Origin of the sequence: Shimia abyssi (assembly GCF_003014475.1) — a bacterium.
GTDB classification, from domain to species: domain Bacteria; phylum Pseudomonadota; class Alphaproteobacteria; order Rhodobacterales; family Rhodobacteraceae; genus Shimia; species Shimia abyssi.
Genome location: NZ_PYGJ01000003.1, coordinates 44,542 through 60,615, shown reverse-complemented (window position 1 = coordinate 60,615; position 16,074 = coordinate 44,542). Strand labels below are relative to the sequence as shown.

General features: G+C 58.2%; 17 protein-coding genes. 11 read left to right on the top strand and 6 right to left on the bottom strand.

Going from position 1 to position 16,074, the window contains the following annotated elements:
• Nucleotides 1-3: 3 nt before the first annotated feature.
• Nucleotides 4-1,371, top strand: coding sequence for a DNA repair protein RadA (gene radA, locus CLV88_RS06850; protein WP_106607663.1), 1,368 nt, complete (start codon nucleotides 4-6; stop codon nucleotides 1,369-1,371).
• A 44-nt stretch (nucleotides 1,372-1,415) separates the two neighbouring features.
• Nucleotides 1,416-1,970: a CvpA family protein gene (locus CLV88_RS06845; protein ID WP_106607662.1), complete on the top strand. Its 555-nt coding sequence runs from the start codon at nucleotides 1,416-1,418 to the stop codon at nucleotides 1,968-1,970.
• 71 nt (nucleotides 1,971-2,041) lie between these two features.
• Here the strand turns inward: CLV88_RS06845 and CLV88_RS06840 are convergent, their stop codons facing one another.
• The gene (locus CLV88_RS06840) at nucleotides 2,042-3,706 is read right to left on the bottom strand and encodes an alkaline phosphatase family protein (RefSeq protein WP_165798825.1); all 1,665 of its coding nucleotides are present in this window, start codon (nucleotides 3,704-3,706) and stop codon (nucleotides 2,042-2,044) included.
• Nucleotides 3,707-3,850: 144 nt separating this feature from the next.
• On the opposite strand from CLV88_RS06840, the gene CLV88_RS06835 reads away from it, so the two are divergent.
• The 8 genes from CLV88_RS06835 to CLV88_RS06800 all read left to right on the top strand — a co-directional run bounded on the left by CLV88_RS06835 (nucleotide 3,851) and on the right by CLV88_RS06800 (nucleotide 11,391).
• On the top strand, nucleotides 3,851-5,113 hold the full coding sequence (locus tag CLV88_RS06835; RefSeq protein WP_165798824.1) for a TAXI family TRAP transporter solute-binding subunit: 1,263 nt from the start codon (nucleotides 3,851-3,853) through the stop codon (nucleotides 5,111-5,113).
• A 164-nt stretch (nucleotides 5,114-5,277) separates the two neighbouring features.
• Nucleotides 5,278-6,732 carry an amidophosphoribosyltransferase gene (gene purF, locus CLV88_RS06830; RefSeq protein ID WP_106607659.1) on the top strand — a complete coding sequence of 485 codons (1,455 nt, stop codon included), beginning with the start codon at nucleotides 5,278-5,280 and terminating at the stop codon, nucleotides 6,730-6,732.
• A 135-nt stretch (nucleotides 6,733-6,867) separates the two neighbouring features.
• Entirely contained in the window at nucleotides 6,868-7,125 is a 258-nt protein-coding gene (locus CLV88_RS06825) for an amidophosphoribosyltransferase (protein ID WP_106607658.1), read from the top strand.
• Nucleotides 7,126-7,203: 78 nt separating this feature from the next.
• Nucleotides 7,204-7,860, top strand: coding sequence for an SDR family NAD(P)-dependent oxidoreductase (locus CLV88_RS06820; RefSeq protein WP_106607657.1), 657 nt, complete (start codon nucleotides 7,204-7,206; stop codon nucleotides 7,858-7,860).
• 50 nt (nucleotides 7,861-7,910) lie between these two features.
• Nucleotides 7,911-8,558, top strand: a complete 648-nt coding sequence (locus CLV88_RS06815; protein ID WP_106607656.1) for a class I SAM-dependent methyltransferase — start codon at nucleotides 7,911-7,913, stop codon at nucleotides 8,556-8,558.
• Nucleotides 8,559-8,626: 68 nt separating this feature from the next.
• Nucleotides 8,627-9,409 carry a 5'/3'-nucleotidase SurE gene (gene surE / locus CLV88_RS06810; RefSeq protein WP_106607655.1) on the top strand — a complete coding sequence of 261 codons (783 nt, stop codon included), beginning with the start codon at nucleotides 8,627-8,629 and terminating at the stop codon, nucleotides 9,407-9,409.
• The gene (locus tag CLV88_RS06805) at nucleotides 9,406-10,062 is read left to right on the top strand and encodes a protein-L-isoaspartate(D-aspartate) O-methyltransferase (RefSeq protein WP_106607654.1); all 657 of its coding nucleotides are present in this window, start codon (nucleotides 9,406-9,408) and stop codon (nucleotides 10,060-10,062) included. Before surE ends, CLV88_RS06805 begins: the two co-directional genes overlap by 4 nt.
• 111 nt (nucleotides 10,063-10,173) lie before the next feature.
• Nucleotides 10,174-11,391 (top strand): LysM peptidoglycan-binding domain-containing M23 family metallopeptidase, encoded by a 1,218-nt coding sequence (locus CLV88_RS06800; RefSeq protein ID WP_106607653.1) that lies wholly within the window; start codon nucleotides 10,174-10,176, stop codon nucleotides 11,389-11,391.
• A gap of 87 nt (nucleotides 11,392-11,478) precedes the next feature.
• Here the strand turns inward: CLV88_RS06800 and CLV88_RS06795 are convergent, their stop codons facing one another.
• From CLV88_RS06795 to CLV88_RS06780, 4 genes are all read right to left on the bottom strand, one after another.
• Nucleotides 11,479-12,318 (bottom strand): ATP-binding protein, encoded by an 840-nt coding sequence (locus CLV88_RS06795; RefSeq protein WP_106607652.1) that lies wholly within the window; start codon nucleotides 12,316-12,318, stop codon nucleotides 11,479-11,481.
• 126 nt (nucleotides 12,319-12,444) lie between these two features.
• The gene (gene tatC / locus CLV88_RS06790; RefSeq protein ID WP_106607651.1) at nucleotides 12,445-13,401 is read right to left on the bottom strand and encodes a twin-arginine translocase subunit TatC; all 957 of its coding nucleotides are present in this window, start codon (nucleotides 13,399-13,401) and stop codon (nucleotides 12,445-12,447) included.
• On the bottom strand, nucleotides 13,398-13,889 hold the full coding sequence (tatB, locus tag CLV88_RS06785; protein ID WP_106607650.1) for a Sec-independent protein translocase protein TatB: 492 nt from the start codon (nucleotides 13,887-13,889) through the stop codon (nucleotides 13,398-13,400). Before tatB ends, tatC begins: the two co-directional genes overlap by 4 nt.
• A gap of 17 nt (nucleotides 13,890-13,906) precedes the next feature.
• Nucleotides 13,907-14,125, bottom strand: coding sequence for a twin-arginine translocase TatA/TatE family subunit (locus CLV88_RS06780; protein WP_106607649.1), 219 nt, complete (start codon nucleotides 14,123-14,125; stop codon nucleotides 13,907-13,909).
• A gap of 185 nt (nucleotides 14,126-14,310) precedes the next feature.
• Here CLV88_RS06780 and CLV88_RS06775 point away from each other — a divergent pair, with 185 nt between their 5' ends.
• Nucleotides 14,311-14,970: a helix-turn-helix transcriptional regulator gene (locus tag CLV88_RS06775; RefSeq protein ID WP_106607648.1), complete on the top strand. Its 660-nt coding sequence runs from the start codon at nucleotides 14,311-14,313 to the stop codon at nucleotides 14,968-14,970.
• Nucleotides 14,971-15,017: 47 nt separating this feature from the next.
• On the opposite strand, the gene CLV88_RS06770 is transcribed toward CLV88_RS06775, so the two are convergent.
• The gene (locus CLV88_RS06770; RefSeq protein ID WP_106607936.1) at nucleotides 15,018-16,067 is read right to left on the bottom strand and encodes an ABC transporter ATP-binding protein; all 1,050 of its coding nucleotides are present in this window, start codon (nucleotides 16,065-16,067) and stop codon (nucleotides 15,018-15,020) included.
• Nucleotides 16,068-16,074 lie beyond the last annotated feature (7 nt).

Genomic DNA, 16,074 nt, shown 5'->3' with positions numbered 1-16,074 from the left:
AACATGGCAAAGTCAAAAACCCAGTTCTCCTGCACCGCCTGCGGTGATGTTTCCACCAAATGGGCGGGGCGCTGCGAAGCCTGCGGCGAATGGAACACCATCGTCGAGGATAAGCCGATCTCCACCGGCCCCTCCGCTGCCTCACTGGGCACTGCGCGCGGTCGCCGGATCGAACTAACGGACCTCACCACCGAAGAGGCCCCACCGCCGCGTACCGTCTCGGGCGTGGCTGAACTTGATCGCGTTCTGGGCGGTGGTCTTGTGCCTGCCTCGGCCACACTTGTGGGCGGCGATCCGGGCATTGGTAAGTCCACACTTCTCTTGCAAGCCGCCGCACGATTTTCCCGTATGGGACTGAAAACAATCTATGTTTCCGGCGAAGAAGCCAACGCTCAGGTGCGGATGCGCGCTCAACGCCTTGGGCTCACCCACAGCCCGGTCCAGCTTGCCGCAGAGACAAATCTGCGCGACATCCTTACCACGTTGGACGCCGAAAAACCCCAGCTTGTGATCATCGATTCGATCCAGACCATGTGGTCCGACAGTGTCGGCTCTGCGCCCGGTTCGGTCTCTCAGGTACGCGCCGCCGCCCATGAGCTGACGGCATTTGCCAAGCGCAACGGCATCGCAGTGATCCTCGTGGGTCACGTCACCAAAGAGGGCCAGATCGCCGGTCCCCGAGTGGTGGAACACATGGTCGACACCGTGCTCTATTTCGAGGGCGAGCGCGGCCACCAGTTCCGCATCCTGCGCGCCGTCAAAAACCGTTTCGGTCCAGCGGACGAAATCGGCGTTTTCGAGATGACCGGCAAAGGCTTGGCCGAGGTTAGCAACCCCTCGGCGCTGTTCCTTTCGGATCGCGGCCAGCCCAGCCCCGGCAGCGTAGTTTTTGCCGGGATCGAAGGCACCCGCCCGGTTTTGATCGAACTTCAAGCCCTCGTTGCACCCTCGCCCCACAGCCAGCCGCGCCGCACGGTCGTGGGCTGGGATAGTGGACGTCTGGCAATGATTCTCGCCGTGCTCGAAGCACGTGTCGGCATCCCCTTTACGGGCCTCGACGTCTATCTCAACGTCGCCGGTGGCATGAAAATCTCCGAACCCGCCGCCGACCTCGCCGTCGCCACCGCCTTGCTTTCCGCCCGCGAAGACGCTGCTTTGCCCGCTGATACGGTGGTTTTTGGCGAAATCGCCCTCTCAGGGGCCCTTAGAACCGTCGGTCAGACAGAAAACAGGTTGAAAGAAGCCCAAAAACTTGGTTTCTCATCCGCAATTGCTCCGAAGGGCGGCAAGGCGCTGACGGTAGAGGGCATTACGCTCAAACGTCAGACCGACCTGGCCAGCTTTGTGGCAGAGACATTCGGAGCAGGTTAACCTGCCCATAGCCGCCGGAAACGGGCCAGAGGGAACGGAAATACATGGAAGGTTTCACCATCATCGACGGCGTCGTTGCGGGCGTCATCATCATCTCGGCGCTGCTGGCCTATAGCCGCGGTTTCGTGCGCGAAGCCATGGCCATCGCAGGTTGGATTGCTGCCGCGATCCTTGCCTTTATGTTTGCCCCACAGGTCGAACCGCTCGTGCGCGAAATTCCGGTTGTGGGTGAATACCTCGCCGACAGTTGCGAATTGGCCATCATCGCCGCCTTTGCGGTTGTGTTTGCGCTGTCGCTGGTGATTGTCTCATTGTTTACTCCCCTGTTTTCGTCGCTGGTGCAGCGTTCTGCCCTTGGCGGGCTGGATCAGGGGCTTGGCTTTATCTTTGGTGTCCTGCGCGGCATTTTGCTCGTGGCAATCGCCTTTTTTGTCTACGAAACTGTCATCACCAGCCAAAGCATTGCCATGGTGGATGACAGCCGTTCGGCGCAGGTGTTCTCGCGCATGACGCAACAGATCGAGGATCGTGACCCAGAGGCTGCGCTGGGGTGGATCACCACTCAGTACGAAGAGCTGGTTGGCACCTGCGGCGAGTAAACGACTGATACGTCACACACAAAAGCCCGCGACATCCTCGCGGGCTTTTTCCGTTTTTGATCCCTGCACCATCACTCAAACACCTCGTATAATGCCTCCCCTGACGCTCCGCTGGGCATTGTTGTCCCGAACATCAAGGCCAACGTCCGCGCCACATCCACGGTTTCCACCGACCGCATCACCTGCGCCGGTTCAATCCCGGACCCGGCAAAAATGATCGGCACATGTGTGTCATAGCGCCAAGGAGAGCCATGCATGATGGCAATTGGCCCCTCGTCCATTAGAAATGAATACGGCGCTTGCGCGACATAGATATCACCTGATCTTTCCGGGTGAAAATTACGGCGGATCGGTTTTTCAAGGAAATCACCGCGCTGTTCGCCAAACGGCACTTTGGGCATGGCCATTGCAATCCCGATCCGCCCGTTCAGGTCATCCACAATCAAACGCTCGACGTCACGTGCATCGACGCCAGCATCGCCAATCGCCTGATGGTCGAGATAAATATAAGGTCGGAAAAACGCTTTGATCGCCCCGGTCACCCCCAGCGCATTGACCACGAGTTCGTTCAGTTCGTCTTGCAGTGCTTCATTGTAATTTCGCTCCACCGCGCGGCCGTGCTCGTGCATCAACTCCACCGCCTCCGGCATCCCGTGATCCGCACTCAGGACATAAAGCACGCGTTCTGCCCCAACAGTTTCGTCCGTGAACGCCATGAACTCGGCCAATGTTACGTCCAACGTCCGCACCATTTCTTCGCTTTCCAGACTGGACGGGCCAAAGAAATGGTTGGTCGCGTCTACACCTGAAAAACTGACCGACAGCAAGTCAGGCGCAGCATCCTGCCCCAGCCCCTCGGCCGTGATCGCCGCCATAGCGAACCCGGCTGTCAGCTCGTCGCCATAGGGACTCAGCAAAACCTGCGTGTAATACAGCCCATGCTCGGGTCGCCCATAGGCGTGCGGAAAGGTGCGTCCAAATCCCTTTAGGTCCGTCTCGAAATGCCGATCATCCTGCGCTCCAAATAAATAGCTCTCGATTGGCGCGTTCAGTTCCCACGCCTTTCCCACAAGCGCATCCGCAGGCCGTGCCTTGTTCCATTCCTGAACCCACGCAGGATAGTCATCATGATAAAACGCGCTGGTCTCAAACGCGCCGGTAGAGGCCGAGAACCAATAAGCTTTGCCCGCATGCCCCGCCATCGCCACCGCCGAGCGGTCCTTGCCTGATATGCCAATCACCTTGGAACGCCCGTTGCTGGACTTGAAGAGTTCATCTCCAAAAGTCGACGCCAAAATGTTGAGCGGCGAACGCCCGTCCGAGACCGCCGCCTCTTGCGTGGGGTCTAACTGTTCAACCTCTCCGCCGAACCCCGGCACGGGTAACAGCGGATAGTCCGGGTCTTCGATATTATAGACCAAACGCCCATCAACCCGATCAAACCATGCGTTGCCGATCATACCATGCTCGGACGGATGCGCGCCGGTCGCCAAGGTGGCGTGCCCGACAATGGTTTCCGTGTTGGCGTGGGCATGGTGTGCATCGCGGTACCACACCCCATTGGCGATCAATCGGCGAAACCCATCATCGCCAAAGCTGTCCATGTACCGGCTGATCAGATCCCCGCGCAACCCATCCACTGTGATCTGAACAATCAACCTTGGTGTTTCGGACAAGCCCGCATTTGCCGCGCAGGTCATGACCAGCAGCAGGCCCGACAGTTTCATAAATCTCATGTCATGCTCCCTCTCTCGCCAGACAAGCTTACGACGATGCAATCTGTTGTCACCAATTTTTCCAACACCAAATTGCGCCCTTGTCCGGGGTATCATCCACGGCTAGCGTATTGCAGAGATAGGCGGCAAACGGGAACTCTGGACATGCGGATGTGGATTGGGCTGACCACGGCCTTGCTGGTGGCCTTCGTCATCTCGGTGTTTGTCCTGTTGGTGCCCCCCAAGGAATTAACCTTTGCCGCTGGTCCACAGGGTGGCGCTTATGCCGCCTTTGCCGACAGGTATCGCGAAATATTGGCGCGTGACGATATCGAGGTCGAAATCATTCACACCAATGGGTCGGGCGACAACGCCCGGTTGCTCGCGTCCGGGGAGGCAGATGTGGCTATCCTTCAGGGTGGGATCGACGTTCCCGGCGGCACCGCCGAGGCGATTGGCGGTATCTTTTTTGAGCCGATGATGTTCATGGTGCGCACCGCCGAAAACATTCCTAAAAACCCTGCACACTGGCGCAATCTGCGCATCACCAGCGGCACACCCGGCTCCGGCACTGCCGCCGCTTTTGAGGATTTCCAGCAGGCCGTTGGCCTGGACCCGGAACGCAATTTCCACCTTGGCCTGCCATATAGCGAAGCCATCGACGCGCTGTTGCAAGGCGATGTGCACGTCGCGGCTTTTATCACAACGGTGGATTCACCTTATCTCGAACAGGCTTATGCCTCGCCCGAGATCAGCCTTTTGCCGCTCGACTACGTCGACGCCATTTCCCGCCGCCTGTCTTACGCCACAGTCACCACCGTGCCCAGCGGGGCCATTTCGCTGCACCCGGTGATTCCCGCCCGCCCGCTTGAAGTGCTCGCGCTTGAGGCACGTCTGGCGATAGAACCGGACCTGCACCCTGCGTTGATCAACCGCCTGACCCTTGCCGCCAAAGAACTGCACACCCAACGCGACATCATCACCGAGCGGGACACGTTTCCAACGGTTGATGGCACCGACATGGACATCAACACTGTTGCGCGTCAGCTGATCGAGGTTGGTCCTTCGACGTGGAATCAATGGTTGCCCTATTGGCTTGCCGCCCAGCTAAACCGGATGCTGTTGCTGATACTCCCGGTTCTTCTTATCTTTGTGCCCTTATTCCGCATCCTTCCGTCCCTTTATGCCTATTTTATGGGCTGGCGGGTCTGGCAGCATTATCCCCAGATCCGCGATATCGAAGACGACCTGGAACGCCAGCAGGACGATGAGAACCTCATGGAAATGGATCGTGAACTGGTCGAGATGGACGAACGCATTTCGCGCCTGCGCCTGCCCGCCGCTTATCGTCAGGCCGCATATCAGGCGCGTTTGCACATCGACCTTGTACGCAGTCGAATCAACGCGCGCCGTCAGACCGGGCGTTGATGGGCACAGCCATTTCCAACCAGGTATTCACGTCTATTTTCACCCACACATTGCGAGTTGTGGGTTTACGATTGTGATCCTTTCGTGACATACGGCGCGCGACCCCTTAAGAGGGGCGCAAGCCTGCTCACACGGATTCGGAGCCCCTCGCCTTGTCCAAGCCAATGCCAGCCGCCCACCCCTTTGACGATGACAAACTGCGAGAGGAGTGCGGCGTATTCGGCGTTGTCGGTGTAACCGATGCAGCTAATTTTGTCGCCCTCGGCCTTCACGCACTGCAACACCGCGGCCAAGAGGCCGGTGGCATCGTCTGTCATCATCCGGAACACGGGTTCAATTCGGCCCGCCGATTTGGCTATGTTCGCGACAACTTTACCAAAGCGTCGCTGATGGAAACACTGCCTGGCCCGCTCTCGATCGGACACGTACGCTATTCCACAGCTGGGTCCAAAGGTGCCGTGATCCGCGATGTTCAGCCGTTCTTTGGCGAATTTTCTATGGGCGGTGCGGCCATTGCCCATAACGGCAACATCACCAACGCCGACGCTCTGCGCAAAGAGCTGATCGAGCGCGGCTCGATCTTTCAGTCTTCTTCGGACAGCGAATGCATCATCCATCTGATGGCGCGATCGCTGCAACGCAACATCCCCGAACGTATGGAAGACGCTCTGCGTCGTGTCGAAGGTGCGTTTTCGATTGTCGCCATGACCCGGACCAAACTGATCGGAGTTCGCGACCCGCTGGGTGTGCGCCCGTTGGTTCTTGGTCGTCTTGGCGATGGCTGGGCACTGTCGTCAGAGACCTGCGGCCTCGACATCATCGGCGCCGAATATGTACGTGAGATTGAGCCGGGCGAAATGGTGGTCATCACCGAGGAAAACGGTGTTGAATCGTCCTTCCCGTTCCGCCCGCAACCGTCTAAATTCTGCGTGTTCGAACACGTCTACTTCTCACGCCCTGACAGCATCATTGGCGGGCGCTCGGTCTATGAAACCCGCCGCCAGATCGGCGTGGAACTGGCCCGCGAAAACCCGGTCGACGCAGATCTCGTCTGCGCTGTGCCCGACAGCGGCACGCCAGCGGCCATTGGTTTCAGTCAGGAAAGCGGCATTCCCTTTGCAATGGGCATCATCCGCAACCAATATATGGGCCGCACATTTATTGAACCGACCGAACAGATCCGAAATATGGGCGTCCGTCTCAAGCTCAATGTGAACCGTTCGCTGATCAAAGGCAAACGTGTGATCCTCGTGGATGACTCGGTTGTGCGCGGCACCACCAGCCGCAAGATCAAGGAGATGATACTTGATGCCGGTGCCAAGGAAGTACACTTCCGCATCGCCTCGCCGCCCACGGCATGGCCCTGCTTTTATGGCGTCGACACACCCCAACGCGAGAAACTGCTTGCCGCAACCATGTCCGAAGACGAAATGGCCGCGCATCTGGCAGTGGACAGCCTCAAGTTCATCTCGCTCGATGGCCTTTACCGCGCCGTTGGCGAGGACAAAGGGCGCGACAAGGACTGTCCGCAATATTGCGATGCGTGTTTCTCTGGCGAATACCCGGTAATCCCCAGTGACATGCTGGAAAAGGGTTTTGAGATGAAGGCGGCGGAATAAACGGCCCTGTTGCCGCACTGCGGCATTTTTCCGCCGATCCAGCCCCGCATGGGCCTTTTCTCTTGGTAATCGCTCTGGTAGCTGGCCTGCTGCACCCCATATCTGGTGCACCATAGCTGCCTTACGAGATTATCCATGAATAGCGAAACACCTGCCGCCGTGGCCGCCAAGGCCACGCGCTCTGGCGCGTTGAAGAACCGTGGTCGTGTCACACTGATCGGGTTGATGGGCACCGCCGAAGCCCCCTCGGCCTTGTTGATGACCACATCAGGGCGCACGATCAAAGTCACCCTTGGCGACAAGACGCCAGGTGGACGGGTTGTTGGTATCGATCAGGTCTCGATTGTGTTGCAATCGGGCCAGAAAAACACCCGCCTTACCATGCCTGATTAACCACCCCCATGTGGGCCGGTTTGCCACAGCCGCGCCTTCACTCTTGACCTCTGCCCCGAATGGTCGCAGATGATCTCCATGACCAACACGACCACATCCGAAAAAATCGCGCTCGTGACCGGCGCATCCCGAGGCCTAGGTGCGGCGCTGGCCGAAGCGTTGACGCCCGCCTACCATGTCGTCGCCGTCGCGCGCACCACTGGCGGGCTAGAGGATCTCGATGATCGCATTCAGGCCAGAGGCGGCAAAAGCACTCTCGCCCCGATGGACATCACCAATGTTGACGCCATGGCCCAGCTCTGCCGCTCAATCCATGATCGCTGGGGCAAGGTCGACCTGTGGGTGCATACCGCTATTCACGGTGCACCACTCTCACCGGCTGATCACATCGACGCCAAAGACTGGTCCCGCTCCATCGCCATCAATCTCGAAGCCACCGGCCAATTGATCCCTTTCCTCAAACCCCTGCTCGGCGATACCGGACATGCGGTCTTCTTTGACGATCCACATGGCGGCGAAAAATTTTACGGTAGCTACGGTGCGACCAAAACAGGCCAGATTGCTTTGGCGCGTAGCTGGCAGGCGGAAACCACCAACACTGGTCCGAGGGTTTCCATTCTGGAACCACGCGCTATGCCCACCGGAATGCGCGCGCGCTTTCATCCAGGGCAGGATCGCGACGCGCTTGCCAATCCCCATGATGAGGCCGCACGCCTGCTCAACCAGATCGTTTGACCGCCACTTGACGCTGGCATAGCCTCACTGCAGTTATCGGGGCGACCAACATGCGTCACTTTGCGTTTTATCGAAGGATCACCGGCACCGACCGGTTGCAACGCGCCTACGACGCGGCCGCTGACCGCTGGCAAGACGGGCTGAACGCGCTTGGCTATCCAGCCGCTTACAACGCATTGGCCCGTTGCGCGACAACCGAACTGCCTGCATCGTCTGGCGAAGCCATTCTGGATGTCGGCACCGGTTCAGGGGCGATGGCGCTTGCAATGCAAAAATCTGTGTTCTGCGATTCACAAATCGACCTGATGGATCTTTCTGCTGAAATGCTGCGCGCCGCGCGCCAGGCCGTGCCGCGCGCCAGAACATCCTATCTGGGCCCGATAGGAGGAGCAGACATACCTGCAAACGCCTATGATCGCGTCCTTTGCGGGCATGTCATCGAACACGGACCTGACCCGCTGGCTCAGATTGAGTGGCTTTTTGACCGTCTCCGTCCGGGCGGTCAGCTGATACTGGCCGTCTCGCGCCCTCATTGGTGCACCGCAATACTGCGCTTGCGCTGGGGCAACGCCGCGTACCGACCTGACGCTGTAAGCGGCCTTCTATCGCAAGCCGGCTTCACAAACGTCAACACCCACCCTCATGCCAAGGGCCCACCAGCCCGCACGAGTTGCGGATACACGGCACGACGCCCCTAATCCCCTTTGAGTTCTTGCTCAAACCGGTATGACATCCTATTCAGGTGCCGAGCAGTAAAGGGGCCAACATGCGTATTCTCATCACCAATGACGACGGTATTAATGCGCCCGGATTGGCCGTTCTCAGCGAAATCGCGGCAAGGGTTGCTGGGCCCGATGGCGAAGTGTGGACAGTTGCGCCTGCGTTTGAGCAATCTGGTGTTGCCCACTGCATCAGCTATACACACCCCACAATGATCGCCAAAATGAGCGAACGCCGCTTTGCCGCCGAAGGATCGCCTGCCGATTGTGTGCTGGCCGGGGTGCATCATGTGATGAAAGACAACCGTCCAGACCTAATCCTTTCAGGTGTAAACCGTGGCAACAACTCAGCCGAAAACGCGCTCTATTCCGGCACTTTGGGCGCCGCAATGGAAGGCGCGCTTCAGGGTATTCCCTCAATGGCTTTGTCCCAGTATTACGGTCCCGGCAATGCCAATGCCGAAAACCCATTCGAAGGTGCCGCCCGCTATGGCGCAGAGGTGGTCCAGAAAATCCTCGCTGCGGCACCAGCCAACACCGATGCCTATCACCTGTTTTACAATATTAACTTCCCCCCCGTCACCGCCGACGCGGTAAAAGGCACCCGCGTCGCCGTCCAGGGGCGCCGGCCGAACACATATTTTACGGTTGAACCCCAACTCTCCCCCACCGGTCGCAATTTTTTGTGGGCGCGTGGTGGCGACCAGAAAATTGACACCTCCCCTGGCAGCGATGCCGGGGCCAATCTCGACGGCTATATTTCGGTCACACCTATGCGCGCCGACCTGACCGCCCACGACACGCTAGAGGCACTAAAGTCCATCGAATGACCGACTCTGAAGACGCCCTCGCCGAACGCAAAATGCAGTTCCTCTTTGCCCTGCGCTCCAAAGGCGTGATGGACAGCACTGTCCTCACGGCGATGGAGCGCGTCGATCGCGGCCAGTTTGTCAAAGGCTTGTTTTCCGAACGCGCCTACGAAGACACCCCTCTGCCCATTGCCTGCGGCCAGACCATCTCGCAGCCTTCTGTTGTCGGCCTGATGACACAGGCGCTCGAGGTCAGCCCACGCGACAAAGTGCTCGAGGTCGGCACAGGTTCTGGTTATCAGGCCGCGATCCTGTCCCAGTTGGCGCGCCGGGTCTATACGGTCGACCGCCACAAGCGCCTCGTGCGCGAAGCACGCGAAGTTTTTGAGGCGATGGATCTTGTGAATATAACCGCCTTTACCTCCGATGGCAGCTTTGGCTTGCCCGATCAGGCGCCCTTTGATCGCATCATCGTGACAGCTGCCGCCGAGGACCCACCCGGCCCCCTCTTGGCGCAACTCAAGATCGGCGGTATCATGGTGTTACCGGTTGGCCAGTCGGACACGGTTCAAAGCCTGATCCGTGTCCGGCGCACAGAGACCGGTTTTGACTATGACGAATTGCGCCCGGTGCGTTTCGTGCCCTTGATCGAAGGCATCGCCCGCGACATTTAAAGTAAGACGTCGACGGCCCATTCCAGGGGTTGTCGACAATAAAGAGTAAAAAAGAGCAAACGGCGTTGCCGCCAAAAGAAATAACAATCGGCACCGCGAGAGGACATCGAGATGGCAGTTTTTCCGATCCCTTCGGCCCGTATCGTGATGGCGATTTCCGCCCTCGCTTTGGGCGCGGCCTGTGAAGACGGGTTTGACGTCGACCTGCGCGGCGGCCTCGGTGGCGGTCTGGACACGACCACCGCTGCCAAAACCGCCACCGCGCAGCGTCCCAAACCTGACAACCGTGGCATTATCTCTTATCCCGGCTATCAGGTGGCCGTGGCCAAGCGCGGCGACACATTGGCAGATGTCTCTGGCCGTGTCGGCGTGCCTGCATCCGAACTGGCCAAATACAACGGCATAGAAGAAACCGCGAGCCTTCGGGACGGCGAGATTGTCGCCCTGCCCTACAAGGTCGCAGAACCCTCCGCCGCCACTGGAGGCACCGGCGTGATCCAGCCCCCCCAAAGTGATGTCGACATTACCGCCATCGCAGGCAGCGCAATCGACAATGCCGAACCTGCCGTCACAACCGAAACATTGCAACCTGCTCCAAAACCTGCGGCCAAATCAAATACCCAGACCGGATTTGAACCTATCCGACACAAAGTGAAACGTGGTGAAACCGCCTTTACCATCTCGCGGCTTTATAACGTTTCTGTACGCGCTTTGGCCGACTGGAATGGGCTGGGTAGCGATTTCACAATCCGCGAGAACCAGATCCTCCTGATCCCGCCAGCCGATCCCGAAGCCGCGAAATCCTCAAGCCGCGCGCCCGCAGCAGCCGCCGCGACAGGAGCCGCTGCCACCACCCTGCCCGGCGAAGGCTCGCCGACCCCAACCCCTCCCAGCGCGTCCCAGCCGCTCCCCGAAGATGACAGCGTCGTCAAAGTCGAAACGCCTGAATCCCCCGATTTGGGAAAATCCCAAAGCGCCTCAACCGCGCAAATGTCCTACCCGGTGGATGGCAAAATCATCCGCCCCTACTCCAAGGGCAAAAACAACGGCATCGACATTTCCGCCCCCGCCGGCGCACCGGTTCAGGCCGCCGCCGACGGCAAAGTGGCCGCGATCACCACAGATGCCGACGACATCAAAATCCTCGTCGTGCGCCACGCCGACAACCTGATGACTGTCTACTATAACGTCGACGCGGTTAGCGTGAAAAAAGGCGCCAGCGTCAAACGCGGCCAGAAAATTGCCAAGCTGCCCGCCAAAGACAGCTTTGTGCATTTTGAGGTCCGCAAAGGGTTCGACAGCGTCGATCCCACACCCTACCTGAAATAACCTATCAGCCCGGCCCATATCTTCATCTTGCCAGATATACTTTGGGGGAATCGCAGCTTAGCTGCGATTGGGGGCAACGCCCTCGGGTCAAACCTGAATGCCGCGCCGCCCCGCCAGATCGGTGAAATACTGCCACGCCACCCTGCCAGAGCGCGCGCCGCGGGTGGCTTGCCACTCAATGGCTTCGGCCCTCAGGGTCTCGGCATCAATCTCAACACCATGCGCGTCGCAATAGCCGCGGATCATGTCCAGATACTCATCCTGCGAACAGGGGTGAAAGCCCAGCCACAATCCAAACCGATCTGACAGCGATACTTTTTCCTCCACCGCTTCCGAAGGGTTGATCGCACTGGAACGTTCGTTCTCAATCATGTCTCGCGGCATCAGATGACGCCGGTTTGACGTTGCATAAAATACCACGTTTTCAGGCCGTCCCTCGATCCCGCCATCCAGAACCGCCTTCAAAGACTTGTAATGCTGGTCGTCATGGCTAAACGACAGGTCATCGCAAAACAGCAGGAACCGCTCCTTGCGCCCGCGCAGCAGGTTCAGCAACCGCGACACACTCGGCAAATCTTCTCGTTGCAGTTCCACGATCTTGAGCGGCAACCCCTGCGCCAGCACTTCGGCATGCACCGCTTTAACCAGCGATGATTTGCCCATCCCACGTGCGCCCCACAACAACGCGTTGTTCGCAGGCAACCCACGCGCAAACTGAACGGTATTCTCCAGCAGCGTATTGCGCGAGCGATCCACACCGATCAAAAGCCCAATATCAACCCGGTTGATCGCCAACACCGGCTCCAGCCGATCTGGCTCTACATGCCACACGAATCCATCTGCCGCGTCAAAATCCGGCGCCGCCAACGGGGCTGGTGACATGCGCTCCAGCGCATCGGCAATTCGGGTCAGGGTTGCGTTATCCATGGCGGGCCTCTTCCGTTTCGACACGCTCAGAGACCACGTTACGCCCAAAACGACAAGAGCCCTCGCCATGTGAAAAAGGCGCGCCACCCTCTGCTGACGCGCCTTTCTCAATTCAAGCAAACCTGCTTACTTATCCTTAGCCTCGTCCCCACCGAACTCTTCGGCCACTGGATCATCCGCCGCTTCCTCGTCATCGTCAAACCACACACCTTCGGCGCGCAGCTTGGCTTCGCGTTTTTTCTCGACGCGGCGCACAAGGAAGATCGAAATCTCATATAGGCCATATACGACCGTGAACAGGATCAACTGGGTTACAACATCGGGTGGTGTCACCACGGCGGCCAGCACCAGAATGCCTACCATCGCGTATTTCCGCACCGCGCCCAACCCCTCGGCGCTGACCAGACCAGCCTTGCCCATCAACGTCAAAAGCACCGGAAGCTGAAAACACAGCCCAAAGGCCATGATAAATTTCAACGTGATATCAAGGCTCTCGTTAACTTTACCAAAAAACGTGACCCTAATTCCTTCGTTGGTTTCAGGCACGGCAACCACCTCGCCCGGCACATCTGGTGTCGCACCCGACATCAGATTGGCAAAGATCGAACTGACATCCGCAAACCCAAGGAAAAACGCCATCGCCAGCGGTGTCACAACCAGATGTGCAAATGTCGCCCCCAACAGAAACATAAACGGCGAGGCCAACATAAACGGCAGGAACGCGCCCTTTTCGTTTTTGTACAGGCCGGGCGCCACAAACCGCCACATCTGAAATGCGATCACCGGAAACGCCATCGCGAACCCGAACACCATCGAAATACGGAACAGCGTGAACAGGTATTCCTGTGGTGACGTGTATTGCAGTGTCGGAGATGGATCTCCCAGCGCACGCAACGATTCCTCGATCGGCTGCAACAGGAAGTTCAAAATATGAACCGCTATAAAATCGCCACTAATCGGGATGAAACAGATACATATCCCGACAAACAGCGCCAGCACCGACCGGATAAGTCGGGTGCGCAACTCCGCCAAATGTTCAATCAGCGGGGCAGAGCTTTCTTCAATATCGTCTGAACTGCTCATGTTTTATCCCCCGAAGCATCATGTGCTGCGCGCACAGCATCCGCCTTGGCCCGCGCTTCCACCGCCGCCGCTTCGGCCGCGTCTGCCTCTGCTTCCAGCCGGTCCTGCGCCTTGGCGGCGTGCGCGTCGCGGATCTTCTGGGCGTCTTCGGCCCGTTTTGCGGCCAGTTTCGCGGTTTCACTATCGGGGTTCAGGTTCAGATCTGTCATCGACTTTGCGGTGTCTTTAACCGCGTCCGAGGCCGCCTTCATCGGGTTGGACACCTTGTTCAACCCGTCCGTAGCCCCTTTCAGCGTGTCGGTCACATCTTTGACACCTGCCTGATCCGCTGCCTGGTTCATTGCCGACGAAAACTCGCGGGCCATCCCCTTGGCTTTGCCAACGAACCGGCCCACTGTCCGGAACATAACCGGCAAATCCTTGGGACCGACAACAATCAATGCCACGATCCCAATCACGAGAAGTTCCGGTAATCCCAGATCAAACATAAACCGTCAGCCCCAGATCAGACTTTGTCTTTGTCGTCTTCGGGCGTGACGTCTTTGGCCGTCTCTGCCACTTCTTCTTCCAGCTCTTTTTCGCCTTCGTTGATGCCCTTTTTGAACGATGTGATGCCCTTACCCACTTCGCCCATCAGGCCGCTGATCTTGCCCCGGCCAAACAGAACCAGAACAACAACCGCAATCAACAGAATGCCTGGCAAACCAATATTTCCAATTCCCATGATGTTTCTCCTAACATCGGACGGCATGCGCCCCTTAACCATTGGCTTAATTCCTAGCGGTTTGCCTGCGGACACAAAAGCACCAAACCACTCAATAATGCGTTGATCGGGGCTGTTTCTCGCCACATTTTGACATTATTCTGTCAGTTGCCAGTTTTTTGTCAGTTGAGCAGAGAATCACCCCCATGAAACGCGCCGACCGGCTCTATGCCCTCATCGAGATTCTCAAGGACGGTCGCCTGCACCGGGCCGAAGACATGGCAAAGCGATTAGAAGTCTCTATGCGCACCATCTACCGCGACATGGAAACGCTCGCCGCCAGCGGCATTCCAGTCGAGGGTGAGCGCGGCCATGGCTATTCCGCGCGCGCAGCGATCACCCTGCCCCCGCTGAACCTGACCGAGACCGAGCTTGAGGCTCTGCATGTGGGCCTTGCTGCGGTGGGCATGGGTATGGAGGGCGAGTTGCGCGACGCAGCTGAAACCCTTTCGGCCAAGATTGACGCGGTCCTGCCCGAAGACAGCCGCGAGGCCCCCAAAAGCTTTGGATTTGCCGTCTACCCCTTTGCCGATGCCGCCCACGGGTTTCGCCATCTGACCCCATTGCGCACGGCCATCCGCGCACGCCAAAAGCTGCGCCTGAAAATGGCAAATGCGCAAACCAGCGACGTGCGACCGCTCAAAATGGATTACTGGGGCCGCGTCTGGACCTGTATTGTCTGGAACGAGACACTGGGCGATTTCGAAAACCTGCGTGTGGATCAGATTGACGAAGTTTCGATTTTGCCGGGTTTGTTTGTTGATGAGCCGGGAAAGCGGCTAAAGGACTTTAAGAACCGGGATTAAAATGCTGGAAAATAGCCTGAATTCTCTTCCAAAAAAACAGCTTAGGCTTACCCTTTTGCCGGAAAAACGAAACACCGATCCCGTCGCATGGTCAGCCACAAGGTCGTGCCTTCTTTGGGCAAGAACACGTTTGGAACTGTCACCTTCAGCTCTGACCCGTCATAATACATGACAAATTCAACAAGGCTCTCATTGCCCATAAAACGCGCTCGTTTGACCCGGCCTCGTGCCGCCACGCCATCGCTGGCCGTGGGCAGTGGTCCCTTGCCCTTTCGGTCAAAATCCAGTTTCAGATGCTGTGGGCGGATCACGATATCCACCGCTGCGCCATCCGCCAATCCCGGCGTCAGAAACTGTCCGAAAGGCGTGTCCGTCAGCGCACCGTTGCTGACGCCCTTGATCACGTTGACGTCGCTGAAAAACGCCACGGCCTCTCGGTCAACCGGCTTGTTATAAACATTATAAGGCGCGCCCTGTTGCACAATGCGGCCATCGCGCATGAGCGCAATTTCATCGGCCATCCGCATGGCCTCTTCCGGTTCATGCGTGACCAGCATCACAGCTGTATCTTCTTCCTTAAGCAAGCTCAGCGTATGGTCGCGAATCTCGTCGCGCAACCGGTTGTCCAACCCCGAAAACGGCTCATCCATCAGCATGATCCGTGGCCTCGGCGCAAGGGCACGCGCAAGTGCGATCCGTTGCTGCTCACCGCCGGACAATCGATGCGGAAATTGGTCAATCGCCCAGGACAAGTTCACCTTGTCCAGCAATTCGACCACTCGCGCACGCTTTTCGTCCTTGCTGCCCTTCAGGCCAAAGGCCACATTGTCAGCCACACTCAGATGCGGAAACAGCGCAAAATCCTGAAACATCAACCCGATCTGGCGACGTTCTGGCGGGATGCGAAACACCGTGTCACAAATCAGGGCGCCATCGACATAGATCTCGCCGCTGTCCTGCATGTCCACGCCCGCAATCATGCGCAATGTCGTCGACTTGCCGCAGCCCGACGGCCCCAGCAGGCACAGCACCTGACCGGGCTGGATCGTCAACGAAACGTCGTCCACCACCCGCCTATCGCCAAAACTGCGACGCATGTTGCGG

Coding starts and splice junctions, on each gene's coding strand:
- radA (WP_106607663.1), top strand. CDS start 4: ATGGCAAAGTCAAAAACCCAGTTCTCCTGCACCGCCTGCGGTGATGTT.
- CLV88_RS06845 (WP_106607662.1), top strand. CDS start 1,416: ATGGAAGGTTTCACCATCATCGACGGCGTCGTTGCGGGCGTCATCATC.
- CLV88_RS06840 (WP_165798825.1), bottom strand. CDS start 3,706: ATGAGATTTATGAAACTGTCGGGCCTGCTGCTGGTCATGACCTGCGCG.
- CLV88_RS06835 (WP_165798824.1), top strand. CDS start 3,851: ATGCGGATGTGGATTGGGCTGACCACGGCCTTGCTGGTGGCCTTCGTC.
- purF (WP_106607659.1), top strand. CDS start 5,278: ATGCCAGCCGCCCACCCCTTTGACGATGACAAACTGCGAGAGGAGTGC.
- CLV88_RS06825 (WP_106607658.1), top strand. CDS start 6,868: ATGAATAGCGAAACACCTGCCGCCGTGGCCGCCAAGGCCACGCGCTCT.
- CLV88_RS06820 (WP_106607657.1), top strand. CDS start 7,204: ATGACCAACACGACCACATCCGAAAAAATCGCGCTCGTGACCGGCGCA.
- CLV88_RS06815 (WP_106607656.1), top strand. CDS start 7,911: ATGCGTCACTTTGCGTTTTATCGAAGGATCACCGGCACCGACCGGTTG.
- surE (WP_106607655.1), top strand. CDS start 8,627: ATGCGTATTCTCATCACCAATGACGACGGTATTAATGCGCCCGGATTG.
- CLV88_RS06805 (WP_106607654.1), top strand. CDS start 9,406: ATGACCGACTCTGAAGACGCCCTCGCCGAACGCAAAATGCAGTTCCTC.
- CLV88_RS06800 (WP_106607653.1), top strand. CDS start 10,174: ATGGCAGTTTTTCCGATCCCTTCGGCCCGTATCGTGATGGCGATTTCC.
- CLV88_RS06795 (WP_106607652.1), bottom strand. CDS start 12,318: ATGGATAACGCAACCCTGACCCGAATTGCCGATGCGCTGGAGCGCATG.
- tatC (WP_106607651.1), bottom strand. CDS start 13,401: ATGAGCAGTTCAGACGATATTGAAGAAAGCTCTGCCCCGCTGATTGAA.
- tatB (WP_106607650.1), bottom strand. CDS start 13,889: ATGTTTGATCTGGGATTACCGGAACTTCTCGTGATTGGGATCGTGGCA.
- CLV88_RS06780 (WP_106607649.1), bottom strand. CDS start 14,125: ATGGGAATTGGAAATATTGGTTTGCCAGGCATTCTGTTGATTGCGGTT.
- CLV88_RS06775 (WP_106607648.1), top strand. CDS start 14,311: ATGAAACGCGCCGACCGGCTCTATGCCCTCATCGAGATTCTCAAGGAC.
- CLV88_RS06770 (WP_106607936.1), bottom strand. CDS start 16,067: ATGCGTCGCAGTTTTGGCGATAGGCGGGTGGTGGACGACGTTTCGTTG.